This window comes from Lutibacter agarilyticus (assembly GCF_900188235.1).
In the GTDB taxonomy this organism is placed as follows: Bacteria; Bacteroidota; Bacteroidia; order Flavobacteriales; family Flavobacteriaceae; genus Lutibacter; species Lutibacter agarilyticus.
In genome coordinates this window covers 113286-137926 of the sequence record NZ_FZNT01000008.1, presented here as the reverse complement: position 1 = coordinate 137926, position 24641 = coordinate 113286, and the positions used below count along the sequence as shown (strand labels likewise).

18 protein-coding genes and 1 pseudogene are annotated in these 24641 nt (G+C 31.7%); 7 read left to right on the top strand and 12 right to left on the bottom strand.

All coding sequences use genetic code 11. The annotated features are described in order from the left end of the window. Positions 1–68: 68 nt before the first annotated feature. Complete coding sequence (locus CHB67_RS13485; protein WP_089382313.1) at positions 69–1031, bottom strand: electron transfer flavoprotein subunit alpha/FixB family protein; 963 nt, start codon at positions 1029–1031, stop codon at positions 69–71. Between the two features lie 64 nt (positions 1032–1095). Further along, a complete protein-coding gene (locus CHB67_RS13480) occupies positions 1096–1842 on the bottom strand; it encodes an electron transfer flavoprotein subunit beta/FixA family protein (RefSeq protein WP_089382312.1) in 747 nt (248 codons plus the stop codon). 151 nt (positions 1843–1993) lie between these two features. On the opposite strand from CHB67_RS13480, the gene CHB67_RS13475 reads away from it, so the two are divergent. From CHB67_RS13475 to CHB67_RS13460, 4 genes are all read left to right on the top strand, one after another. Then, positions 1994–2998, top strand: coding sequence for a pyruvate dehydrogenase complex E1 component subunit beta (locus CHB67_RS13475; RefSeq protein ID WP_262494288.1), 1005 nt, complete (start codon positions 1994–1996; stop codon positions 2996–2998). A gap of 63 nt (positions 2999–3061) precedes the next feature. Next, positions 3062–5548, top strand: a complete 2487-nt coding sequence (locus CHB67_RS13470; protein WP_089382310.1) for a DUF5686 and carboxypeptidase-like regulatory domain-containing protein — start codon at positions 3062–3064, stop codon at positions 5546–5548. A 70-nt stretch (positions 5549–5618) separates the two neighbouring features. Then, entirely contained in the window at positions 5619–6152 is a 534-nt protein-coding gene (locus tag CHB67_RS13465) for an inorganic diphosphatase (protein WP_089382309.1), read from the top strand. 123 nt (positions 6153–6275) lie between these two features. After that, positions 6276–8693: a sodium-translocating pyrophosphatase gene (locus tag CHB67_RS13460; protein ID WP_089382308.1), complete on the top strand. Its 2418-nt coding sequence runs from the start codon at positions 6276–6278 to the stop codon at positions 8691–8693. Between the two features lie 64 nt (positions 8694–8757). Here CHB67_RS13460 and CHB67_RS13455 read toward each other — a convergent pair whose 3' ends face one another. The 3 genes from CHB67_RS13455 to CHB67_RS13445 form a co-directional block, all read right to left on the bottom strand. Next, the gene (locus tag CHB67_RS13455) at positions 8758–9372 is read right to left on the bottom strand and encodes a deoxynucleoside kinase (RefSeq protein WP_089382307.1); all 615 of its coding nucleotides are present in this window, start codon (positions 9370–9372) and stop codon (positions 8758–8760) included. 75 nt (positions 9373–9447) lie between these two features. Continuing rightward, a complete protein-coding gene (locus tag CHB67_RS13450; RefSeq protein ID WP_089382306.1) occupies positions 9448–10125 on the bottom strand; it encodes a response regulator transcription factor in 678 nt (225 codons plus the stop codon). After that, positions 10118–11578, bottom strand: a complete 1461-nt coding sequence (locus tag CHB67_RS13445; protein ID WP_089382305.1) for a sensor histidine kinase — start codon at positions 11576–11578, stop codon at positions 10118–10120. The genes CHB67_RS13450 and CHB67_RS13445 overlap by 8 nt, the downstream gene beginning before the upstream one ends. A gap of 126 nt (positions 11579–11704) precedes the next feature. Here CHB67_RS13445 and CHB67_RS13440 point away from each other — a divergent pair, with 126 nt between their 5' ends. Continuing rightward, complete coding sequence (locus CHB67_RS13440; protein ID WP_089382304.1) at positions 11705–12586, top strand: GLPGLI family protein; 882 nt, start codon at positions 11705–11707, stop codon at positions 12584–12586. A gap of 33 nt (positions 12587–12619) precedes the next feature. After that, on the top strand, positions 12620–15295 hold the full coding sequence (locus tag CHB67_RS13435) for a carboxypeptidase-like regulatory domain-containing protein (RefSeq protein WP_089382303.1): 2676 nt from the start codon (positions 12620–12622) through the stop codon (positions 15293–15295). 178 nt (positions 15296–15473) lie between these two features. Here CHB67_RS13435 and metK read toward each other — a convergent pair whose 3' ends face one another. The 6 genes from metK to CHB67_RS13405 form a co-directional block, all read right to left on the bottom strand. Next, positions 15474–16730: a methionine adenosyltransferase gene (metK, locus tag CHB67_RS13430; RefSeq protein WP_089382302.1), complete on the bottom strand. Its 1257-nt coding sequence runs from the start codon at positions 16728–16730 to the stop codon at positions 15474–15476. 283 nt (positions 16731–17013) lie between these two features. Then, a complete protein-coding gene (gene galE / locus CHB67_RS13425; protein WP_089382301.1) occupies positions 17014–18021 on the bottom strand; it encodes a UDP-glucose 4-epimerase GalE in 1008 nt (335 codons plus the stop codon). Positions 18022–18023: 2 nt separating this feature from the next. Next, the gene (locus tag CHB67_RS13420; RefSeq protein WP_089382300.1) at positions 18024–19175 is read right to left on the bottom strand and encodes a DegT/DnrJ/EryC1/StrS family aminotransferase; all 1152 of its coding nucleotides are present in this window, start codon (positions 19173–19175) and stop codon (positions 18024–18026) included. Between the two features lie 87 nt (positions 19176–19262). Then, on the bottom strand, positions 19263–20150 hold the full coding sequence (gene cysM / locus CHB67_RS13415; protein WP_089382299.1) for a cysteine synthase CysM: 888 nt from the start codon (positions 20148–20150) through the stop codon (positions 19263–19265). Between the two features lie 2 nt (positions 20151–20152). Next, a complete protein-coding gene (epsC, locus tag CHB67_RS13410; protein WP_245813546.1) occupies positions 20153–20908 on the bottom strand; it encodes a serine O-acetyltransferase EpsC in 756 nt (251 codons plus the stop codon). Positions 20909–20988: 80 nt separating this feature from the next. After that, a complete protein-coding gene (locus CHB67_RS13405; RefSeq protein ID WP_089382297.1) occupies positions 20989–21723 on the bottom strand; it encodes a nitroreductase family protein in 735 nt (244 codons plus the stop codon). A gap of 172 nt (positions 21724–21895) precedes the next feature. Between CHB67_RS13405 and CHB67_RS17475 the strand changes: the two are divergent. Further along, positions 21896–22057 (top strand): annotated as a pseudogene (locus CHB67_RS17475) (NAD(P)/FAD-dependent oxidoreductase); the annotation flags it as partial. 60 nt (positions 22058–22117) lie between these two features. Here the strand turns inward: CHB67_RS17475 and CHB67_RS13400 are convergent. Further along, positions 22118–24502, bottom strand: a complete 2385-nt coding sequence (locus CHB67_RS13400; RefSeq protein ID WP_089382296.1) for a TonB-dependent receptor — start codon at positions 24500–24502, stop codon at positions 22118–22120. Positions 24503–24641 lie beyond the last annotated feature (139 nt).

The following is a 24641-nucleotide window of genomic DNA, read 5'->3' as shown; positions in this document are numbered from 1 at the left end:
CTAATCAAAGGATTCCATTATCCAATTTAATTAGATAGCCTTTTTTTAAGAGGCACAATTTACTAAAATTATATGTTATTTGTTTTAAATTCTTTCAACTTTTCAATTAATTTAGGAACAACTTCAAAAGCATCACCTACAATACCATAATCAGCCGCTTTAAAGAAAGGAGCTTCAGCGTCGGTATTGATAACTACCTTCACTTTTGAGGAGTTAATTCCAGCCAAATGTTGAATGGCTCCTGAGATTCCTATGGCAATGTATAAATTAGAAGCTACGGGTTTTCCGGTTTGTCCAACGTGCTCACTGTGAGGTCTCCACCCTAAGTCTGATACCGGTTTAGAACAAGCGGTTGCTGCACCTAATATTTGAGCTAACTCTTCTACCATTCCCCAGTTTTCAGGACCTTTTAAGCCTCTTCCTCCTGAAACTACAATGTCTGCATCAGCAATTGTTACCGTACCTGTTGTTTGTTCTATTTTTTCTGAAACGATTGTTGTTTCAATTACAGATGGTGAAAAATCTTCGGTAGTACCTGCAACTTCGTTTTCAATTATACCAAACGAGTTTTTAGACAAGCCTATCACTTTAACATCAGTATTGATTTCAGTATTGTTAAACCCTTTACTTGAAAAAGCTTTTCTTTTTACTACAAAGGGTGTTGTAGAGCTAGGAATTGCAACTACATTACTTGCATATCCTGCATTTATATTTACTGCAACCATTGGCGCAACATACAAGCCGTTTGCACTTGCATCTATAATAACAATTTGTGCGTTTTCTTTTTCAACGGCTTGTTGAATGATGTTAGCATACACTTTTGCATTAAACGTTTTTAAGTTTTCGTTTGAAACATTTAAAACTTTTTCAGCACCATAGGTGTATAGTTCTGATGGATTTGTTGCATTTATGGCTAAAACTACGGTAGTTGTACCTAATAATTCGGCAACTTTTTTTCCGTAGGAAGTAGCTTCAAATGTTGATTTTTTAAATTTCCCTTCTAATGTTTCTGCTAAAATTAAAACTGACATATTTTTTTATTTTTTTATTCGTTTAACTGATAATTCTTAATTATTATCAATTCAACAGAAATTATTAAATTACTTTGGCTTCGTTGTGTAATAAATCTACAAGCTCTCCTATATTTTCGGTACTTACTATTTTACAAGCCGATTTAGTTGCGGGTTTTTCAAAAGAAGCTGTTGTTGTGGCAGTTTTAGTTGAAATTGGTTCTAAAATACTTAATGGTTTTTTACGCGCCATCATAATTCCACGCATGTTTGGAATGCGTAAATCCTTTTCTTCAACGAGTCCTTTTTGTCCAGCAATAACCAAAGGTAAATTTGCAGATAAAATTTCTTTTCCGCCGTCTATTTCACGAGAAATAGTTGCTTTTTCACCTTCAATTTCTAATCCAATACAAGCATTTACAAAATTATAATCTACTAACGCAGCAAGCATTCCCGGAACCATTCCTCCGTTGTAATCAATAGATTCTTTCCCTGCCAGCACTAAATTATAACTTCCATTTTTAACAACTTCGGCTAATTCTTTTGCAACTTGTAATCCGTCAATAGCCTCCGTATTTACTCTAATAGCATCATCGGCACCTATGGCCAGTGCTTTACGCAAAGTAGGTTCAGTAGAGGTGTTTCCAACAGTAACTGCGGTAATAGTTGCTCCTTGTTTTTCTTTAAACCACATGGCACGTGTTAAAGCAAATTCATCATATGGATTTATTACAAATTGCACGCCATTATTATCGAATTTTGTATCGTTTTCTTTGAAATTTATTTTTGAGGTTGTGTCGGGCACATGACTTATACAAACTAATATTTTCATTTTAATAGATTTTTGGTTTGAAACTATAAAATTAATGGGAAAACCATTACATTTTTACGAATGTACTACTTTTTTTTAAAAGTACTATGCGTGCATAGTAAAATTTTATAAATCATAATTTTTTTGATAGTAAAATTAGAAATGCTTATTTTTGCATTTCGAAAAAACACACAAAATGAAGACAATACAATTTAGAGAAGCTATTTGCGAGGCAATGAGCGAAGAAATGCGCCGTGATGAATCTATTTTCTTAATAGGTGAAGAGGTTGCTGAATATAATGGTGCTTATAAAGCTTCAAAAGGAATGTTAGATGAGTTTGGTGAAAAGAGAGTTATTGATTCTCCTATTGCCGAATTAGGTTTTACAGGTATTGCTGTAGGGTCTGCTATGAATGGTAATAGACCAATTGTAGAGTTTATGACATTTAATTTTGCATTAGTTGGTATTGATCAAATTATAAATAATGCTGCAAAAATTAGACAAATGTCTGGTGGACAATTAAACTGTCCAATTGTTTTTAGAGGCCCAACAGGATCTGCAGGACAATTAGGAGCTACGCATTCACAAGCATTTGAAAACTGGTTTGCAAATACACCAGGTTTAAAAGTAGTAATCCCATCAAACCCATACGATGCAAAAGGATTATTAAAAGCAGCAATTAGAGATGATGATCCAGTAATTTTTATGGAATCTGAACAAATGTATGGTGATAAAATGGAAGTTCCAGAAGGTGAATATTTGATTCCTATTGGAGTTGCTGATATAAAAAGAGAAGGTACTGATGTTACCATAGTTTCTTTTGGTAAAATTATTAAAGAAGCTTATAAAGCTGCTGATGTTTTAGAAAAAGAAGGGATCTCTTGTGAAATTTTAGATATGAGAACGGTTAGACCAATGGATTGGGAAGCTATTTTTACTTCAGTTAAAAAAACTAACAGATTGGTTATTTTAGAAGAAGCTTGGCCATTTGCTAGTATTTCTTCTGAAATTACATTCCAAGTTCAAGAAAATATATTTGACCATTTGGACGCTCCAATTAGAAGAATTACTACTGCTGATACACCAGCGCCATATTCTCCAGTATTACTTGAAGAATGGTTACCTAACTTTAACGATGTTGTTAAGGCTGTTAAAGATGTAATGTACATAAAATAATTTAAGCTAAATTTGCGTTATAAATTCCTTTTGAGTTTGTCTTGAAAGGAATTTTTCTATATTATGAAAAAATATATTGTTTTAAACATATTGTTTTTACTGATTTTTTCAGTCTCGTTTTCGCAAGTAAAAATTAGCGGAACAGTAAAAGATGAACAAAACAATACTATTCCTTTTGCAAATATCTTATTTGTAGGCTCTAATACTGGGACTGTTTCAAATGAAAATGGAAAATTTTATTTGGAATCAGATACTACATTTTCAGAAATAGAAGTTTCATTTTTAGGTTTTGATACCAAAATTATTCCAATAAAAAGTCGAGATTTTAATATAGTAATTACCTTAAAAGAAGCTGCTTCACAGCTAAATGAGGTTTTTATTTATAGCGGAAAAATTAAGAAAAAAGGAAATCCAGCCATTGCAATTTTAAAAAAGGTTTGGGAAAAAAAACGTCAGAATGGTATTTACTTATTTGATCAATATCAATATGAAAAATATGAAAAATTAGAGTTTGATATCAATAATGTTGATAGCACTTTAATTGAAAGTAAGTTGTTCAATAATATTGAATTTATTTTTGAAGGAATTGATACTTCAAGGGTTACCGGAAAAGCTTTTTTACCAATTTTTATCAATGAATCAGTTTATAAAACCTACGGAGATAATACTAAAAATAAAGTTAGAGAAGATATTGAAGCTAACAAAAATTCAGGTTTTAGTAGTAATCAAAACGTAATTGCTTTTATCAAAGATTTATACGTAGAGTATGATATTTATAGTAACTACATTAAAATTTTCGACAAAAGTTTTGTAAGTCCTGTTTCAAAAGCAGGAGTATCATCATACAATTACGTGTTAACCGATAGTGCGTATATTGATAATAAATGGTGTTATAATATATTGTATTATCCGCGCCGAAAAAGTGAACTTACTTTTAAAGGTGATTTTTGGGTAAATGACACCACTTTTGCAGTGAAAGAAATTAATATGCAGGCTACTAAAAGCGCCAATATTAACTGGATAAAAGATATTTATATAGAGCAAGAGTTTAATGTGTTGAATGATTCTATTTTCTTATTGAAAAAGGATTATATGATGTCTGATTTTAGTTTGAAGAAAAAAGACAAAGCTAAAGGTATTTATGGAAAGCGAACAACAATGTATAAAGATTATGTTTTTAATGAACAAAAAACAGATAAATTTTACAATGTTAAAATAGATGCTTTTAATGAAGAAATTTACAATAAAGGAGCAGACTTTTGGAATAAAAGCAGGCAAGAAAAATTAAGTGAAAATGAGTTGGGTATTTATAAAATGATTGATACCCTAAAAACGGTTCCTAAATTTAAACGAATGTATGATTTGATGTCTATTTTAGGCTCAGGATATATAGAGTTAAATAATTTTGATTATGGACCTATTTTTTCATCAATAGGAACAAATGATGTTGAGGGAATTCGTTTAAGAATAGGTGGAAGAACCTATTTTGGACCGAATGATAAGTGGAGGTTGCAAACCTATTTAGCCTATGGTTTTAGAGATGATCAGTTTAAATACGGCGCCCAAGGAAAATGGATGCTAAATCCTAAAAGTAGGTTTATTATTGGTGGTGGAAATAGGCGAGATGTGGAACAAATAGGAGTAAGTTTAACAACAACTAACGATATATTAGGTAGAAGTTTTGCTTCTTCGGCATTTTTCTCAAGTGGAGATAACAGTAAATTAACTTCAATAAATCTAAGTAATTTATACCTCTCTATTGAGCCTAAAAAAAATCTTGAGTTTAGGGTAGGTGCTTCTTATAGAACCTTAAAATCTGCATCACCTTCAACTTTTAATTTAGATTGGTGGGTTGATAAAGATAATGGAATAAAGAACTATAAAACTGTACAATCAGAAGTTGATTTCTCTGTAAAGTATACCCCAAATAGAAAAACAATAGGTTGGGGTGTTGAAAGGAACGAAGTTTCAAGTGTGTATTCAACCTTGTTTTTTAGTTTTTCTCAAGGAATCAAAGGCGTGTTTGACAGTGATTTTGATTATCAAAAAATACAAGCATATTATCGTCAACCAATATTAATAGGCGGATTTGGAAGAATGTTTACCACTTTTGAAGTTGGGAAAACTTTTGGTGAAGTCCCGTTAGGGTTGTTAAGTGTTGTGCCTGGTAACCAATCGTATTTTACCATTGAAAACACCTATTCATTATTAAATTATTATGAATTTATTACAGATACCTACGCATCAATACATATAGATCATAATTTTAACGGACGGTTTTTCTCAAGAGTTCCTTTTCTTAGAAAATTAAATTGGCGAGAATTAGTTGGAGTAAAAGCTGTTTGGGGCTCAATATCAGATGAAAATATTGCTTTAAATGCTTCTAATATAACGTATGTAGCTCCAGAAAAAGGTTATTTTGAATACAGTGTTGGTGTTGGTAATATTTTTAAAGTACTTCGTATAGATTTCAGTTGGAGAGGTAGTTACCGAAATATTCCTGAAACAAATAATTTTGTGATAAAGGCAGCTGTAGGAATCCATTTCTAAAATTTAGGTGTCATTTTAGCTATTCCGTTTTGAATTTTGTATTTTTGAAAAAATTAAAAAAACTAAAAAAATGAGCGCTAAAGCAAAGAAACCTATAACTTTTGATGTATTAATTGAGATACCAAAAGGTAGTAGAAATAAATATGAATATGATTTTACTTTACATAAAATTAGATTCGATAGAATGTTATTTTCATCTATGATGTATCCTGGAGATTATGGGTTTATTCCTGAAACATTGGCTTTAGACCAAGATCCACTAGATGTATTAGTATTAGGTCATCAACCTACTTACCCAATGGTGGTAATGGAGGTTAGACCTATCGGAGTTTTTTATATGACCGATGAAAAAGGACCTGATGAAAAAATTATTTGTGTTCCTGTTTCAGATCCAATTTGGAGCCAAAGGGCTGATATTTCAGATTTAAACCCACATAGATTAATGGAAATAGAGCACTTTTTTCAAGTTTATAAAGATTTAGAGAAGAAAAAAGTAGATACTGGCGGTTGGGGAAATGCTGAAGCTGCAGTAAAAATATACCATGAATGTGTTGCACGCTATGAAAATAGTGAACACAAAAAGAAAAGAACTTTTACCATATAGTTAGTTATATTGATTCCAAATAAAAAGACCACCTTATATTAATTTATTAGGTGGTCTTTTTATTTATCTTATTTTACTAAATTCGCGAGACCAAATATTAATTAATTAAATAATAAATTTAAAATGGAGATTATTGTGAATTATTTACCCCTGTTTGGGGTACTAGCGCTTGCGTTTGTAATTGTGAAAAACGCTTGGGTGTCAAAACAAGATAGCGGAAATGAAAAAATGACTAAAATTGCAAAACACATTGCCGATGGGGCCATGTCGTTTTTAAAAGCTGAATACAAAATATTATTAATATTTGTATTAGGAGTTGCAATTTTATTATACTTTAAAGGAACTTATGATGTTGATTCTAACGGAATGATAGCAGTTTCATTTATTGTAGGTGCTATTTGTTCAGCTTTAGCTGGATTTATTGGAATGAAAGCAGCTACTAAAGCAAATGTTAGAACTACTCAAGCAGCAAGAACTTCTTTAGGAAAAGCCTTAGAAGTTGCTTTCGCAGGTGGATCTGTAATGGGGCTAGGAGTTGTTGGTCTTGGAGTACTGGGATTAAGTTCTTTATTTATCTTATATCAATTGATGTGGCCTGGAACTGAAAATATACCAATGGTATTAAATGTACTTTCAGGTTTTTCATTAGGAGCTTCATCAATAGCTTTATTTGCACGTGTTGGTGGTGGTATTTATACCAAAGCAGCCGATGTTGGAGCTGATTTAGTTGGTAAGGTTGAAGCAGGTATTCCTGAAGATCACCCATTAAACCCAGCAACTATTGCAGATAATGTAGGTGATAATGTAGGTGATGTGGCAGGTATGGGAGCCGATCTATTTGAATCGTATGTAGGTTCTATTATAGGTACAATGGTTTTAGGAGCTCTAATTATAACTCCTGATTTTGGAGGTTTAGGAGCGGTTTATTTACCATTGGTTTTAGCAGCTGTAGGAATTGTATTATCAATTGTAGGTACATTTTTTGTGAGAGTTAAAGAAGGTGGTAACCCGCATAAGGCTTTGAATTTTGGTGAATTTGGATCAGGAATCTTAATGGTTATTGCTTCATTTTTCATTATTGTAAAGTCTGGTTTATTACCAGCTGAATGGGTAATAGATGGAGTGCAATATAATGCAATGGGTGTGTTTTATGCTACACTGGCAGGTTTAGTCGCTGGTTTTGGTGTTGGTAAAGTAACAGAATTTTATACAGGAACTGGAACCATTCCAGTAGCTTCTATTGTTAAACAATCTGAAACTGGTGCTGCAACTAATATTATTGCAGGTTTAGGTGTAGGAATGATGTCTACAATGTTTCCAATATTATTTATTGCTGGAGCAATCATGTTCTCTCACTATTTTGCAGGTTTATACGGTATTGCAATAGCAGCTGTAGGAATGTTAGCAAATACAGGAATTCAATTAGCAGTAGATGCTTATGGACCAATTTCTGATAATGCAGGTGGAATTGCTGAAATGGCTGAATTGCCGAAAGAAGTACGTAAACGTACTGATGAATTAGATGCTGTTGGAAATACAACTGCTGCAATTGGTAAAGGGTTTGCAATTGCTTCTGCAGCATTAACTGCATTGGCTTTATTTGCCGCCTTTATGGAAACTGCAAACGTAACATCAATTGATGTGTCTAGGCCTGATATTATGGCGGGTCTATTAGTTGGTGGAATGTTACCTTTTGTGTTTTCAGCTTTGGCTATGAAAGCTGTTGGACGTGCAGCAATGACTATGATTGAAGAGGTTCGTCGTCAATTTAGAGAAATACCGCAATTACATGCCGCTTTAGAGGTAATGAGAAAGCATGATTCAGATACAACAAAATTTTCAAAAGAAGAACGTGCTATTTTTGATGGAGCAGATGGATATGTTGAATATGAAAAATGTGTAGAGATTTCTACGGAGGCTTCTATTAGAGAAATGGTTTTACCTGGTTTATTAGCTTTAATAGTGCCTGTTTTAGTTGGATTTATTGGTGGCCCACAGATGCTTGGAGGTTTGTTGGCAGGTGTAACAACTTGTGGTGTTTTAATGGCTATTTTTCAGTCGAATGCTGGTGGAGCTTGGGATAATGCTAAAAAAACAATTGAAGAGCACGGAAGAAAAGGATCTGAGGCACATAAAGCTTCAGTAGTTGGTGATACTGTTGGAGATCCATTTAAGGATACTTCAGGACCTTCTTTAAATATTTTATTAAAATTAATGTCTGTTGTAGCATTGGTAATTGCGCCAAGTATTGCTTTAGATACTGTTGATGTAGCAAAATATGCTGGAGATAAAGCTCAAACTGAAGTTGTGGTTGAAGTAGTTAAGAAAGAGGTTGTTGTGCAAATGGAAAAAAATGAAAACGGAACTGTAAAAGCTACAGTTACTACAACTACTATTGAAAATGAAGAAGAAGCTGTTGTTGAAATAGTTTTTGAAGGTACCGAAGAAGAGGTGAAATCAAAAATAGATGCTTTAGAAGATGCAGATGTTAAGGTGAAGAAAGTTGAAAAAATAATTAAAGAAGTAGAAAAAAGAAAATAAATTATTTTTTTATTTAATAAAAAAGCTCGCCATTGGCGAGCTTTTTTTATGACTTATATTTGGGTTAAAATAACCCGTTTATTTGAGCATCAATTTTATCAATAATACTACCTAAATCTTCTTGATTGTCAACAAAATCTAAATTATCTACATCAATAATTAATAAGTTTCCTTTGTTGTATTTTGTAATCCAAGCTTCGTACCGCTCATTTAAACGACTTAAATAATCAATGCTAATTGAGTTTTCATAATCGCGTCCTCTTTTATGAATTTGCCCAACCAAAGTTGGAATAGATGCGCGTAAATAAATGAGTAAATCTGGAGGAGAAACTAAGCGTTCCATTAAATCAAATAAAGAATCGTAATTGTTATAATCTCTATTAGTCATTAATCCCATTGCATGTAAGTTGGGTGCAAATATTCGGGCGTCTTCATAAATAGTTCTATCTTGAATAATGTTTTTACCACTTTCCCTAATTTCCAAAATTTGACGAAAACGACTATTTAAAAAATACACTTGTAAATTAAACGACCAGCGTTCCATTTCACCATAAAAATCATCTAAATAAGGGTTTTCTGCCACAGATTCATAATGTGGTTCCCATTTAAAATGTTTCGCTAAAAGTTTTGTTAGTGTGGTTTTTCCTGCTCCAATATTTCCAGCAATGGCTACGTGCATAATTCTTTATTGTGTGAAAATTAAAAGGCTAAAGTAATTAATTTTTTTATGATTTAACAGAACAATATTAACGCATTAATAAATGAGCTTATAACCATAGCCACGAACGTTGATTATTTGAATGGAACTATCTTCTTTTAATTTCTTTCGAAGTTTTGTAATAAACACATCCATACTTCTGGCATTAAAGAAATCATCATCACCCCATAATTTTTTTAAAATGAATGATCTTTCTAAAATCTGATTTTTATTTTTAATTAAGTAATACAGTAAGTTGGCTTCTCTATGCGTTAAATTTTCAGAAGTATTATTTATTAATAAAGTTTGCTTTTTTAAATTAAACGTATAATTTCCTAATTGAATATTTTCTGCAATATTTTTTTTATTTCTATTTAAAAGTGCATTTATACGAACAATTAACTCTTCCATACTAAATGGTTTTCTTAAATAGTCATTTCCTCCTAAATTAAAACCTTCAACCACATCTTCAGTTTGAGATTTTGCAGTTAAAAATATAATAGGAATTTCAGGATCTTCTTTTCTAATTTCTTTTGCCAGTGTGAAACCATCTTTTTTTGGCATCATTACATCTAAAACCAGCAAAAGAGGTTCTTCAGTTTTATACGTTTTGTAGGCTATTTCACCATTGGCACATAGCAGTACTTCAAAATTTCGAGTTTCTAAACTTTCTTTAATAATTTGACCCAATGAAGGCTCATCTTCAGCCAATAATATTTTAATTTTTTTATTCATTAGGTAGGGTAATTTTAAATAAGGTGTTATTATTTTTATCGTAAATTACTTGCATAGTTCCACCGTGTTTTTCAATAATGCTTTTGGTGTAAAATAGTCCAATTCCAAAGCCTTTTACATTGTGGGTATTTCCTGTTGGAATTCTGTAAAACTGTTTAAAAATATTCTCTTTTTCGCTCTTAGGAATCCCATTTCCGTTATCTTTAATTAAAATGTGTAGCTTATTTTTTTCTGAAGTTAATTCAACAGAGATTTCACCACCTCCATATTTAATGGCATTATCAATAATATTTCCAATGGCATTTTCAAAATGAAATTTATCTAAGTTAAGTATTGTTTTTTTAACATTGTTTTTAAGGCTAATGGTTTTGTCAGCTGCAATTAATTTAAACTTATCAATTACTTGTTCCAGTAATTCACCAATATCAGAAGGAAGCTTTGTAATCGCTAAGTTTTCTTGATTTATGGTCGCAGTCTCTAGTATTTTTTCTACCATTTCGTTCAATTTCATTAACTGTAAATTAGCCATTGAAAGGTATTTTTCAGACTTTTCTTTATCGTCTAAAGCATTAAAGCTTTTGAGCGCTTCTAGCACTGTTGAAATGGTTGCAATTGGTGTTTTTAATTCGTGGGTAATATTATTTATTAAATCGTTTTTAACTTCAGCTAATTGTTTTTGTTTATAAATTGTTTTTAGTAAATAAACCAAACTTGCAATAATACTTATTGAAAGCAATAATGATAATAAAACGCTAACTAAAGAAGCTTTTAAAAGTGCTATTGTTTCGTTGGTAAAATATAATTCTAACTTATTTCTGTGTAAAAAAGTAGATTTAGAGGTTGCTGTTAAGTGCTTTTTTGGAATGTTGGCTAGGTTAAACTGTTTGGTTTTTTTTACAATACTATCGTTAATAGTTCGGTAGCCGTAATTAAATTTCAACCCATAGGTTACATCAATATTGTTTCGTTCAAATTCTTTTTCTAAATAGGAGTTTAGCTTTACCAAATCTAAAGTGTCACGAGAAATTGAAACGACTACTTTTGAAATTAAACTATCTAAATGTTTTGGGAAATCGTCATTAGGTGTAAAAAAAGGATACGATTCATTTCTGAAATTTTTAATAATTATGGGTTTTCCTAAGCTATCATTTTTTGCCAAATTTTGAAGAGTACTATCAATTTTTCTTCTAAAATGATGTCTAGAAGTTGTACTTACAATTATAGTGTCAGTTTTACTTTTAGCATTTTTTGAATTATATGTAATAATACCAGATTTGGTTAAATTAGCAAAATAAGCTTCTACAGAGTTATCTAAGCTTAACTGCACTTTACTTATAAGGTGCTGCTTGTTAATTCGGTATTCTTTAAAGTTCCAATATACTTGTACAGCAATGGTTGTTGCAATGGTTATTCCAATAAAATAAACAACCCATTTATAATTTTGCTTGTTCATAAGTTCAAAGTTAAGTACATAAATTGTATAATCCCAAACGCTTAACAGTCGTTAACACTTATTAACGGCTATTTATACAAAGACTTTCTATATTTGTTTAACAATTAAACAAAAGACACCTTAAAAATGAAAAACTACCTTTTAAAAAGTACTACAGCTATTTTACTCTTATGTACTGTTACACTCAGTGCCCAAGATTTTCAAGGAAAGGCAATCTACTTCTCTAAAACAACCTTGGATATTGATCTTTCTGGTTCTGGAATGCCAGCCGATCGTATTAAAATGGTAAAGGAGCGCATGAAAAATAATTTAGAAAGAACCTACGAATTTACCTTTGATAAAACAGCTTCTATATACAAGCAAGAAGAACAATTACAACAAGCTGGTGGTCCTGGTGGTGGGCGAGGAGGAATGCGAATGATGATGTTTGGAGGTGGAGCTTCTGGAGATTATTATAAGAACATTCAAACAAAAAAATCAACCAAAGAAAATGAGTTTAGCGGGAAAAACTTTTTAGTGAAAGATGACTTGGTTGCTTATGATTGGAAAATGGAGCAGGAAACAAAAATGATTGGGAATTATTTATGTTTTAAAGCTACAACTACTATTGAAAGACAGGCTAAACCTGAAATAAAATTTGGTAGAAGGTCTCCAGAAGAAAGAGAAGCGGAAGAAAAGAAAGCAAAAGAGTTAGAAAATGTAATGGAGGTTATAATTGTTACTGCTTGGTACACTATGGATATTCCGGTGAGTAATGGCCCTGGTGATTATTGGGGATTACCAGGTTTAATTTTAGAAATTGATGCGGGTGATACAAAAATATTATGTACAAAAATTGTAATGAATCCTAAAGAGAAAGCAACCATTTCAGAACCTTCTAAAGGGAAGGTAGTAACACAAGCAGAATATGATAAAATTGTAAAGGAGAAAACTGAAGAAATGAGAGAGCGCTTTCAAAATGAACGTCAAAAAAGTGGTGGCGGAGGTCACATGAGAGTAAGAGGGTAAATTTTGAATAAATAGCATTAATAATTAGTTGAAATGAAAAATTTTATAATACTTTTTTTGATTGTGATTATTCCTGTTTTAGCGTTTGCTCAGCATACTATTAAAGTAGAAGGGACTGTAAAAGACTCTTTAGGTAACCCTTTAGAAATGGCCAATGTAATTGCTTTTAAAAAGGGAACAAAATTTTTACAGTCGTACTCAATTACCGATTCTAAAGGACATTATAAGCTAAGTTTAGAAGAAGAGCAAGCATATACTTTAAGAACAAGCTATTTAGGTTTTGATGCACAAAGTATTGATATTTCCATAGGAAGTTCTTCCGAAGATTTGATTAAAAATATTGTTTTAAAAGAATCTAACGAATCTTTGTCTGAGGTTGAAATTACTTACGAAATGCCTGTTAAAATTTCAGGAGATACTATTTCATACAATACCGATTCCTTTACCAATGGAACTGAAAAAAAATTAGAAGATGTGTTAGAAAAATTACCCGGTGTTGATATTGATGATAATGGTGAAATAGAGGTTGAAGGAAAAAAAGTTAACAGAGTTTTGGTTGAAGGAAAGGAGTTTTTTGATGGAGATTCAAAATTGGCGACTCAAAATATCCCTGCAAATGCGGTTGATAAAGTACAAGTTTTAAGAAATTATAATGAGGTTGCAGGAATGCGTGGTGTTACCAATAATGAAGATAATATTGCTATTAATATAAAGTTAAAAAAAGGAAAAGATAAATTTTGGTTTGGAGAAGTAAACGCAGGTGCAGGTGCTAGTGATGATAACACTAAATATTTGGCAAAACCAAAGTTGTTTTATTACAGTCCAGATAAAAGTGTAAACCTATTGGCTGATTTTAATAATATTGGTGAAGCGCCTTTTACGCGCCGTGATTATTTTAGGTTTACTGGTGGTTTACGTAGTGCTTTAAGTGGCAACGGAACTAGTTTTAATGTGCAATCTGATGGGTTGGGTTTTTTAACAGCTCAAAACAATAGAGCGGTAGAAATTACGTCTAATTTTGGAGCCTTAAACTTTAGTGTTGCGCCTAAAGAAGGTTTAGATTTAAATGGTTTTGCTATTGTAAACAATTCAGAAACACAAATGTTTACCCAAGCACAAACGGTTTACAATGAAACAGGTTTGGTTGATGAAAGTGAATCATCATCTGTACAAGAAAGTCAATTAGCCATGGTGAAATTTAGTACAACCTATAAACCAAATGATAATTTGCATATAGATTATGATATTTTTGGTAAAATTTCAGAACAATCTGAAATGAACGATGTGACTTCAACTCAAAGAAGTGCAGATACTTATAAGGAAGAAAAACCGGCATCCATCAATCAAAATTTCAATGTATATTATAATATAAATGAAAAGAATATTTTTTCTGCAGAATTGCAATATGCATACCAAAATGATAAGCCGTTATTTAATTCGGTAGCCGATTCGCAACCATTTTCATTTGTGCCAACGGTGCCTGTAGATGTTTATGATTTACTTCAGAATAAAAAATTAAGCACAAGTAAATTTGACGGACAAGTTTCTTATTACTATTTATTAAATGCTAAAAGTAATATTAATTTTACGTTGGGTTCAACGCTTAGTTCTCAAAAATTAACGTCAAAAATTACTCAAAATTTAGCAAATGGTTCTAGTATTGAGTTTGATCAGGAGAATTTAAATAATGATGTGAAGTTTAATTTTACCGACGTGTTTTTAGCTGCGCATTATAGAATGATTACGGGTATTTTCACCTTTGATCCAGGTGTTATTTTACATCAATACACTATTAAAGATGATCAATTAGGGTCTGTTGATAAAGAAAATTTAACGTTAGTATTGCCAGATGTATATGCGCGTTTACAATTTAAATCTTCAGAAAGTTTAAGATTCAATTATTCAATTACATCTCAGTTTTCAGATATAAATAAAGCAGCAGAAGGGTATATGTATAGTAATTATAGGTCTATGAGTAGAGGTAATAGAGATTTAGAAAACTCTTTAAATCACCGCTATTCATTAAGCTATTTTAGTTTTAGTATGTTTTCTTTTACCAATATAAATGCATCATTAACTTATACAAAAAAGGTGAATGGTATTAAAAATAGCACTGAGCAAATTGGTGTTGATAGAGTTTCGTTTCCTATAAATTCAGCATTTGCTGATGAAACTTTAGCGGGTAATTTTAGATACGGAAAAACCTACAGCAAGTTAAAAACTAATTTTAGAGCCAATTTTAACAATTCAATATTCAACAATATTGTAAATAATGAATGGGTGAAATCTAAAAATTTCTCACACAGTTACCAAGCAAGTGTGGCAACAAAGTTTAAGAATGCCCCTAATTTTGAAGTAGGTTATAATTTATCGTTTGCTAAATATGCTGAAACGGGTAGTACCACAAATAGGCCTTTTGCTAATATGGAAATAGCCTTTTTAAAGAGTTTTATTTTAACTGCAGACTATAGTTATTACAATTATAAAAATGAAGAGCAGACCTACAAAAACGAGTATTCATTTTTAAATGCTAATTTGTATTTTCAGAAGCAAAATAGTAAGTGGGAATTTAAATTGTCGGCTAATAACATTACAGACAATCAATCAATAAATACAGATAGTTATAATGAACTTTCAGATAGTAACTCAACTTCTTTGTATTATATTCAACCAAGATTGTGGCTGTTTTCGGTAAAATATAATATTTAGGTTGAAGGGTGTTGAATTTGAAAAAGGCTGTATAAAAAGTATCAAAACCCGTCATTCTGAATTTATTTCAGAATCTCATCATATTGATCATTAACCTTTATGAGAACCTGAAATAAATTCAGGTTGACGAAAAGCTTACTTTTTACACAGCCTCTTTTTATATAATTTATAAAGCTAATTACAAGTTAAAAGCTTCTTTCACTTTATCTAAGTAATCTAATTTTTCCCAAGTAAATAATTCTACATCAACAGAAATTTCAGTTCCATCTACGTTTTTAAATGATTTATTTACAGTTTCGTTTTTACGTCCCATATGTCCGTAAGCAGCGGTTTCAGCATACATTGGTTGGCGTAATTTTAAACGACTTTCAATTGATGCTGGTCTCATATCAAAGATTGTTGAAACAATTTCAGCAATTTCACCATCGGCTAAATCAACATTGGCAGATCCATTTGTGTTTACATAAATCCCCATTGGTTCAACCACACCAATAGCGTAAGAAACCTGAATTAAAATTTCATCGGCAACACCAGCAGCTACTAAATTTTTTGCAATATGACGTGTTGCATACGCAGCACTTCTGTCAACCTTACTTGGATCTTTTCCAGAAAAAGCACCACCACCGTGCGCTCCTTTTCCACCGTAAGTATCAACTATAATTTTTCTTCCTGTTAAACCTGTATCTCCGTGTGGCCCACCAATAACAAATTTACCAGTTGGATTTACGTGATACACAATATGATCGTTGAATAAGGCTTTAATTTCCGTAGGAACTTTAGCAATAACTCTTGGAATTAAAATTGAAATAATGTCGCTTTTTATTTTAGCTAACATTTCCTCATCATTTTCCATAAAATCATCATGCTGTGTTGAAACAACAATATCTTTTATTCTGAAAGGAACATTATCATCGGTATATTCAATAGTAACCTGACTTTTAGAATCTGGACGTAAATAAGTAATGTCTTTATTTTCTCTACGTAACTCAGCTAATTCAACTAAAATTAAATGACTTAAATCTAAAGCCAAAGGCATAAAGTTTTCAGTTTCATTTGTTGCATAGCCAAACATCATTCCTTGGTCACCAGCACCTTGCTGCTCCTTAGATTCACGGTCTACACCTTGATTAATGTCTTGAGATTGTTCGTGAATTGCAGATAAAACTCCACAAGAGTTTCCATCAAACATATATTCACCTTTTGTATAACCAATTTTATTAATAACGTCTCTTGCAATTTTTTGAACGTCTAAATAGGTTTTAGATTTTACTTCACCAGCTAAAACAACTTGCCCAGTAGTTACTAAAGTTTCACATGCTACTTTTGAGTTTTCGTCAAAGGCTAAAAAATTATCAACTAAAGCGTCTGAAATTTGATCAGCTACTTTGTCTGGATGTCCTTCTGAAACAGATTCAGATGTAAATAAATATGACATATCTTTTTATATTTTAATTATAAATAATTGAAAGAAAAGTTGATTACAGCGGTCGCTAAAAGAAGTAATGAATACTGCTTTAGCATTTTTTAATGAGGTTGCAATCAGTCAAATTCTTCCTCCTAAATTTTAGACTGCAAACTTAGGAAAATTATAGGTATGAAAATATTTTTTAACGAATTTTTTGGTTTTTGACCAATTTTCAATAAAAAGCCCAATAAGTTTAATACACTTATTAGGCTTTTAGTAGTTTGTTGTTATTAACTAAGTTAACAATTAAACTTTATAAAGTTTCTTGCCATTTCCAAGCCGAAAGTAAAGCTTCATCTAATGATAATTCAGTTTTCCAACCTAATTCGTTGTTTGCATAATTGGTGTCAGCATAAGCAGCGGTAACATCACCTTCTCTTCGAGCAACCAATTTAAAATTCACTTTTTTTCCAGTAACTTTTTCAAAAGATTTAATAACTTCTAAAACTGAATTTCCTTGACCAGTTCCCAAATTAAATACTTCAAATTGAGATTTATTATTGTCTTCAATTAATCTTTTTAAGGCAACAATATGTGCTTTTGCAATATCTACTACATGAATATAATCACGCACTGCAGTTCCGTCAGGTGTGTTATAATCACTTCCAAACACAGATAACTCATCGCGTAAACCAGCTGCAGTTTGAACTACATACGGAATTAAGTTTTGAGGAACTCCAATTGGTAATTCACCAATTTTTGCTGATTCATGTGAACCAATTGGGTTGAAATAACGCAACGCAATTGCTTTTAATTCTGAAATTTTTGTAGCATCTTTAATAATTTCTTCGCCAATTTGTTTGGTGTTTCCGTAAGGAGATTCCGCTGGTTTAACTGGTGCATTTTCAGTAATAGGCAATTCATCAGCCTGACCGTAAACCGTACAAGAAGAACTAAAAATGAAATTATTTAGGTTGTTAGCCTTCATTTCTTGTAAAATGTACACTAAACTTCCAATGTTATTTTCGTAATATTCTAAAGGTATTTGAACACTTTCACCCACAGCTTTATAAGCAGCAAAATGAATTGTTCCGTCAACTTTATTGTTTGCAAAAAAATCTTTTACAGCAGCTTTATCTCTTAAATCAATATTGAAAAAAGAAGGTTTAACTCCTGTGATTGATGTAATTTTGTCTAATACTTCAATTTTAGAATTTGATAAGTTATCAATAATGTAAACTTCAAATCCTTCGTTTTGTAATTCAACTACGGTGTGAGAACCAATAAAACCTAATCCTCCTGTTACTAATACTTTTTTCATAATTATTTGATGAAATTTATGATGGTTGTGGTTATAAACTCTAATTGTTCTTCATCTAATTCGGTATGCATTGGTAATGAAATAACCGTATTAATTAATTCATTGGTAACTTTAAAATCTTCCTCTTTATATCTCTCGTCTGCATACGCTTTTTGACTATGTAATGGAACTGGGTAGTAAATTGCGTTTGGAATACCATTGTCTAATAAATGCTGGTGCAATTCATTACGTTGACCGTTTAATATTTGTAAGGTATATTGATGAAAAACGTGGCAATCACAATTGTCGCAAATAAACTCGCAACCATTGCTCATTTTTGGAGTAACAATATTTTGTGCATTTTTAAAAGCATTGTTGTAAAAACGAGCTGCTTTTCTTCTTGCATCACAATAATCATTTAATAAAGGTAGTTTAACTCTTAAAACAGCTGCTTGTAGGCTGTCTAAACGAGAGTTTACACCAACAACATCGTGGTAATAACGTTTGTACATTCCGTGATTTACCATTCCTCTAATTGTGTGCGCTAAATCATCATCGTTGGTAAAAATAGCACCACCATCACCGTAACATCCTAGGTTTTTAGAAGGAAAAAATGAAGTAGTTCCAACGTTACCTATAGTGCCCGCTTTCTTTTTACTTCCATCTTTAAATGTATAATTTGCTCCAATAGCTTGGGCGGTGTCTTCAATTACAAATAAATCATATTCTTTTGCGATTTCAAGAACAGCTTCCATATTAGCACATTGTCCAAATAAATGAACAGGAACAATTGCTTTTGTTTTTGGAGTAATTGCTTTTTTCAAGGCATCAATATCCATATTAAAAGTGTCTTTTTCAACGTCAACTAATACCGGTGTTAAATTTAATAGAGCAATAACTTCAACAGTAGCTGCAAATGTAAAATCGGCTGTGATTACTTCATCTCCTGGTTTTAAATCTAAGCCCATCATTGCTATTTGCAATGCGTCTGTACCATTGGCACAAGGTATTACGTGTTTTACATCTAGATATGCTTCTAAATCTTTCTGAAACGCGTGAACCTGAGGTCCGTTAATATAAGCTGATGAGTTTAAAACTTCTTGTAATTGGATATCTACTTTATCTTTAATTTTTTGGTATTGACCTTGTAGGTCAACCATTTGAATTTTATTCATGGTAAGAAATTATGTAATTCGTGCTAACAAAAGTACGATAAATGCAATTCACAAACAATGATAAATAGAGAATACTGCTACAACGTTTTATTCAAATAAATCAGATGATAAATAGCGGTCTCCACGGTCGCAAATAATGGCTACAATAATCCCAGAATCTATTGTTTCTGCAATTTTTAAGGCGGCAGATACAGAACCTCCGCTACTCATTCCTGCAAAAATCCCTTCTTCTTTAGCGAGTCTTTTAGTCATTAAACGAGCTTCAGTTTCGCTAACTTCAATCACAGTATCTACTTTTGAAGGGTTAAATATTTTTGGTAAAAATTCTGGAGACCATTTTCTAATCCCAGGTATTTTGGAATTATCGGTTGGTTGTGCTCCAATAATTTGAACATTTTTATGTTGTTCTTTTAAAAAGGTTGAAGTTCCCATAATTGTTCCTGTAGTTCCCATTGCTGAAACAAAATGTGTTATTTCTCCATTGGTATCTCTCCAAATTTCAGGACCTGTAGTTTTATAATGCGCCTTCCAATTATCATCATTTGCAAATTGGTTTAGCATGGTATATCCTTTTTCAGTTACCTTTTTCTCAGCATAAGCTCTTGAACCTTCAATTCCAACTACGGAAGGAGTTAAAGTTACTTTTGCACCGTAAGCCTCCATAGTTTGAACGCGTTCTTTTGTAGAGTTTTCGGGCATTACTAATTCTAGGTTGATGCCAAATTGTTGTGCAATCATAGCTAAGGCAATACCCGTATTTCCGCTAGTAGCTTCAATTAAATAATCGCCTTTTTTGATTTCTTTTCTTAGCATTGCTTCTGAAATCATATTAAAAGCGGCGCGATCTTTTACACTTCCGCCAGGGTTATTTCCTTCTAATTTTAAAAACAATGAAACACCTTCTTTTTTTAAAATATGATTGGCTTTTACAAGAGGTGTGTTTCCAATAAAATCAAATAAACTACGGCTTTTCATAACTACTTTTTTTGTTTTAACTTGGTTTCGGGTTTGTGATATACTAGTGAGTTTTTTGGAATAGATTCCGTAATCCAAACGTTACCACCAATAACACTGTTTTCACCAATAACAGTTTCTCCGCCAAGAATTGTAGCATTGGCATATATAGTTACATTGTTTTCAACTGTAGGATGTCTTTTTACGTTTTTCAACTCTTTGGCAACTTGTAAGGCACCTAAAGTAACCCCTTGGTAAATTTTTACGTGGTCTTTTATTAAACAAGTTTCACCAATTACAGTTCCTGTAGCGTGATCAATAAAAAATGATTTGCCAATGGTTGCTCCTGGGTGAATGTCAGTTCCTGTTTTACTATGCGCATATTCACTCATTAATCGTGGGATTAAAGGTGTGTTTAGTAAAAATAATTCGTGACTAAATCTATAAATAGCAATAGCATAAAATCCAGGATAAGCTAAATATACTTCTTCAATATTGTTAGATGCAGGATCGTTATTTACCAATTCCTGAGCGTCTAAATTTAGATTTTCTAAAATTTCTGGTAATTCAGATAAGAAATTTTTCCAAATAGTTCCGCAATATTCTTGGTCAACTTTACAAGCTAACTTATAAATTTCTTCAAAATCTATTTCTAATTGTTCAATGTTTTTAGCAACGCAAGCAGTTGCATCAAATAAGGTATGAAATAAATTATCGGTAAATTTTTCAGTTTTAGTTTTTAAACTAAAATCTAAATGTGGTCGATTTTTACTCGACATAATTTTATGTATAATACTTTCTTTTGCGGTCATAATTGTATTGACTTTTCTAATTCTTTGTCGTGTTAATTTTTAAAAAATTACCACTGTTTGTAAATTTCATTAAAAGGAATTCTAAAACGCTCTCCGTAAACACCTTCAGGCTTTCTAATTCCACAGGAAATAACCATATTTATTTCGCTTCTAAGTGGCAAATTTAATGTTTTTTTAATTCGTAGGGTGTCTGAGCCTTCCATTGGGCAAGTGTCATAATTTTCTGCAGCCATACTTAACATAAATGTTTGTGCTGCTAAACCTGCCGATTTATGTGCTACAACTCTCATATCTGAATTTCGTAATTGACGATAACTTGGTTTAAAAAGTCCTGTAACCCAAGAAAAACCATATTTTAAACATCCAAAAATTCCTAAAAAATCAAAATAGATAAAAGGAATTAATTTTTGATAATAGTTTAAGGCGAATTTTTCTTTTGACGAATAATCACTTTTTGGTTTGTTGCCAAATGTATTTATTAAGTGTGATGCGTTTGCTTTTGCTCGTTTTTTCCACAAATCTTTTCGAACCACAACAACAACTAATTGCTTGGCTGTTTTTGCTGCAGATTGCCCTAAGCACTCTTCTGTTAATTTACGTAGTTTTTTTGAAGAAGTTATATGATGAAATTCCCATAGCTGCATATTGCTACTAGTAGGAGCTAAAGTTGCTTGTTGAATACATTTTTTTACAATTTCGGTATTAATTTCTTTGTTTTCATCATACAATCTAACTGAGCGTCGATAATTTAAAGCGTCTATAAAACTTGTCTTGTTTTTCATAATTGGTAAATCTACAAAAAACTACACCCAAAATTTGTTGTAATTTTGTGTGTAGCTTTAATAAATTGTTAATTTTTACCCGGTTTGCATAATGATTTAAAAGAAAAAAGTTGTTCATTTTTGTTGTGTTTACCTTTGCTTTGACGGTTTTTTAGAGTCCATAAATATTTATAAATTTGATTATGTCAAAAATTTTGAACCCGATCCTAAATTAAAACAATACCCCTTAACGATTGAAGATTCTTCAAAAGAACATTGGCGTTTATGGGTTTTAAAAAAGTATATGTTACCTTATTTGTATTGGAACAAAATGATGAAAGGTATAGAAGTATAAATAAAAAAACCGAGACATTCGCCTCGGTTTTCTCTTCTTTATAGCAATTCAATTATATTTTTAAAATCTTACTGTAGCTCCTAATAAAAAGTTAATAGTTGCTTGCGGATAATAACCAGCACCATCTATTGTAGTAACTTCACCAGGTACAGACCAATCATCATCATAAGTATAGTAATATCCATTTGAAATATATTCAGCATTAAAAATGTTATTTACTAACAAATCAAAGCGGATAGATTTTGCAATTTTGTTTGGTGTAATTTCATAAGAAACATTAAAATCGTTTACAAAATAGCTGTCTAACTTTGAATTGTTTGTATCAATATTTCCCATATATTGTTCTCCAACAAATTTTGATAATAATGATAATTTAAGGTTTGAAGTTGGTTGGTATGCAAGGTTGTTTCCTGCAATAAAATTAGGTGAAAATGCAATGTTTGTACTCTCAAGTATAACCTCTTCACCATCAATATAAGCTGGGAAATCAATGTTTTTATTGCTGCTAATGGCAACGTTAGGCATCACACTAAACTTATTTGAAATTTTTACTGCTGCATCAATTTCTAACCCTAAACGGTAGCTTTTATCACTAGTAGCTCTAATAGGAGAACCAACATCATCAATTGCACCTGTTAACACCAATTGATCTTTATAAAGCATATAATAAGCATTCGTGTTAATTTTAAATGTTTCCTTATTTATACGCCACCCTAATTCAAAGTCGTTTAACTTCTCTGGACTAGAAATACCATTTTCAAAATCATTTCTATTTGGTTCTCTATTTGCTTTTGCATAAGAAAAGTACAAACTGTTGTAATCGTTAATTTGGTAGGTTATACCTGCTTTTGGATTGAAAAAAGAATAATTTTCATCTACATTTATTGGTGTTCTGTCTGAAGTTAATCCGTTGGTTTCAAACGAAACAAAACGCCCTTGTACATCAACAAATAAAGACCAAGCTTCACTAAATTTGTAATCTAGTTTTGCAAAAATATTTGAATCTGTTTTTTGAGTTTCACTTTCGTAATACCTGTCTCTTATTTCAGAATTACTAGCATATTCAGCCCAAATAATTTCACCAAAATGATCACCTGTATAGTTGCTGAAAGATCCTCCAAAAATTACATTGTAATTGGTGTTTGTATAAGTTGCATTCGCATTAAAAACATAAAAATCGTTGTCTAACCAACGTCTTCTAATTAAGTCGGTTTCATCAATAGTTTCTCCACCAATAACTATAGGGTCAAGGTTGTAATCTGCAAAATCTTCCCCATCTTTAAATTGTTCAAAATATCCTTTTCCTTTGGTGTAGTTAAAAGCAATGTTTGTAGACCAGTTTTCTGAAATAGTTTCATTCCAGTGTAATTGATAATGATCTTGATTGTAATTGTCAATCTCATTGTCATAAGTGTAGGGATTGTAAGTTCTTCCAAATTCTTCCATTTCTTCTTTGGTTACACCGTACCAAGCTTGGTACGTTTTTTCGTGACCTCCAAAAGTAATGGCCTTAATCAAGGTATTATCATCAACATAAGCAGCTTGTAAAAAGTAAGAAGTTAGGTCTGAATATGCTCTGTCAATATATCCGTCAGAATCAATTTTAGAGACTCTTCCTGAAATTTCAATATGGTCATTCAATAATCCTGTACTAAATTTCCCTGTAATTTTTGTAGTGTTGAAAGATCCTACAGAAGCACTCAATTCTCCAAAGGCATCTTCAGAAACAGCATCTGTTAACAAGTTTAAACTCGCTCCAAATGCACCAGAACCATTGGTTGAAGTTCCTACACCACGCTGTAACTGTAAACTCTCTGTTGAAGAAGCAAAATCGGGCATATTTACCCAAAAAGTTCCTTGACTTTCAGCATCGTTGTAAGGAATACCGTTGATAGTTACATTTACTCTAGTTGCATCACTACCACGCACTCTAATTCCTGTGTATCCAACACCTGCTCCAGCATCAGAAGTGGTAACAACTGATGGTAAATAGTTTAATAAAATTGGAATGTCTTGACCTAGGTTTCGGTCTTTAATTTCTTCTTTGCTTACGTTACTAAATGTAACAGGAGCACCAGATTTTACGCGTACTGCAGATACCAATACTTCATCTAAGCTTTCAAAATTATCAGACAAATCTATAGTAATAGAAGTATTTTCTGTTAAGGTAATTTTTACTTCCTTAGGAGTACTAATTAAACTTACTTGTAGTGTATAGGTTCCCTTTTTTAGGTTTAATAAAAAAGAACCATCTGCACCTGAAGTAGTTCCTGTTTTTGTTCCTTTTACTACAATTGAAGCGCCAGCAATTGGGTTTTCCCCGTCAACTACATTTCCTTTAATAGTAAATAATTGTTGTGCGTTTGTATTGATTGAAAATACAATGATTAAAAAAGCTACTAAATTCTTCGCTTTTTTAAAGTTCTGTTTTAAATATTGTTTCATTTTTTAATAAATAAAACGATATAAAAAGAGGTAATTAAATCGATGATTTGACAAAATTACAAATTGCCCCAACAGAATTTTTCTGTCTGAACGTCCCTTAACAGCATTACCTGTTCAGGTTCAATGGGTTTGATCTCAG

What these genes read in the sequence shown, in the direction of transcription:
- CHB67_RS13485 (WP_089382313.1), bottom strand. Translation starts at nt 1,031, where the DNA reads ATGTCAGTTTTAATTTTAGCAGAAACATTAGAAGGGAAATTTAAAAAA.
- CHB67_RS13480 (WP_089382312.1), bottom strand. Translation starts at nt 1,842, where the DNA reads ATGAAAATATTAGTTTGTATAAGTCATGTGCCCGACACAACCTCAAAA.
- CHB67_RS13470 (WP_089382310.1), top strand. Translation starts at nt 3,062, where the DNA reads ATGAAAAAATATATTGTTTTAAACATATTGTTTTTACTGATTTTTTCA.
- CHB67_RS13465 (WP_089382309.1), top strand. Translation starts at nt 5,619, where the DNA reads ATGAGCGCTAAAGCAAAGAAACCTATAACTTTTGATGTATTAATTGAG.
- CHB67_RS13460 (WP_089382308.1), top strand. Translation starts at nt 6,276, where the DNA reads ATGGAGATTATTGTGAATTATTTACCCCTGTTTGGGGTACTAGCGCTT.
- CHB67_RS13455 (WP_089382307.1), bottom strand. Translation starts at nt 9,372, where the DNA reads ATGCACGTAGCCATTGCTGGAAATATTGGAGCAGGAAAAACCACACTA.
- CHB67_RS13450 (WP_089382306.1), bottom strand. Translation starts at nt 10,125, where the DNA reads ATGAATAAAAAAATTAAAATATTATTGGCTGAAGATGAGCCTTCATTG.
- CHB67_RS13445 (WP_089382305.1), bottom strand. Translation starts at nt 11,578, where the DNA reads ATGAACAAGCAAAATTATAAATGGGTTGTTTATTTTATTGGAATAACC.
- CHB67_RS13440 (WP_089382304.1), top strand. Translation starts at nt 11,705, where the DNA reads ATGAAAAACTACCTTTTAAAAAGTACTACAGCTATTTTACTCTTATGT.
- CHB67_RS13435 (WP_089382303.1), top strand. Translation starts at nt 12,620, where the DNA reads ATGAAAAATTTTATAATACTTTTTTTGATTGTGATTATTCCTGTTTTA.
- metK (WP_089382302.1), bottom strand. Translation starts at nt 16,730, where the DNA reads ATGTCATATTTATTTACATCTGAATCTGTTTCAGAAGGACATCCAGAC.
- galE (WP_089382301.1), bottom strand. Translation starts at nt 18,021, where the DNA reads ATGAAAAAAGTATTAGTAACAGGAGGATTAGGTTTTATTGGTTCTCAC.
- CHB67_RS13420 (WP_089382300.1), bottom strand. Translation starts at nt 19,175, where the DNA reads ATGAATAAAATTCAAATGGTTGACCTACAAGGTCAATACCAAAAAATT.
- cysM (WP_089382299.1), bottom strand. Translation starts at nt 20,150, where the DNA reads ATGAAAAGCCGTAGTTTATTTGATTTTATTGGAAACACACCTCTTGTA.
- epsC (WP_245813546.1), bottom strand. Translation starts at nt 20,908, where the DNA reads ATGTCGAGTAAAAATCGACCACATTTAGATTTTAGTTTAAAAACTAAA.
- CHB67_RS13405 (WP_089382297.1), bottom strand. Translation starts at nt 21,723, where the DNA reads ATGAAAAACAAGACAAGTTTTATAGACGCTTTAAATTATCGACGCTCA.
- CHB67_RS13400 (WP_089382296.1), bottom strand. Translation starts at nt 24,502, where the DNA reads ATGAAACAATATTTAAAACAGAACTTTAAAAAAGCGAAGAATTTAGTA.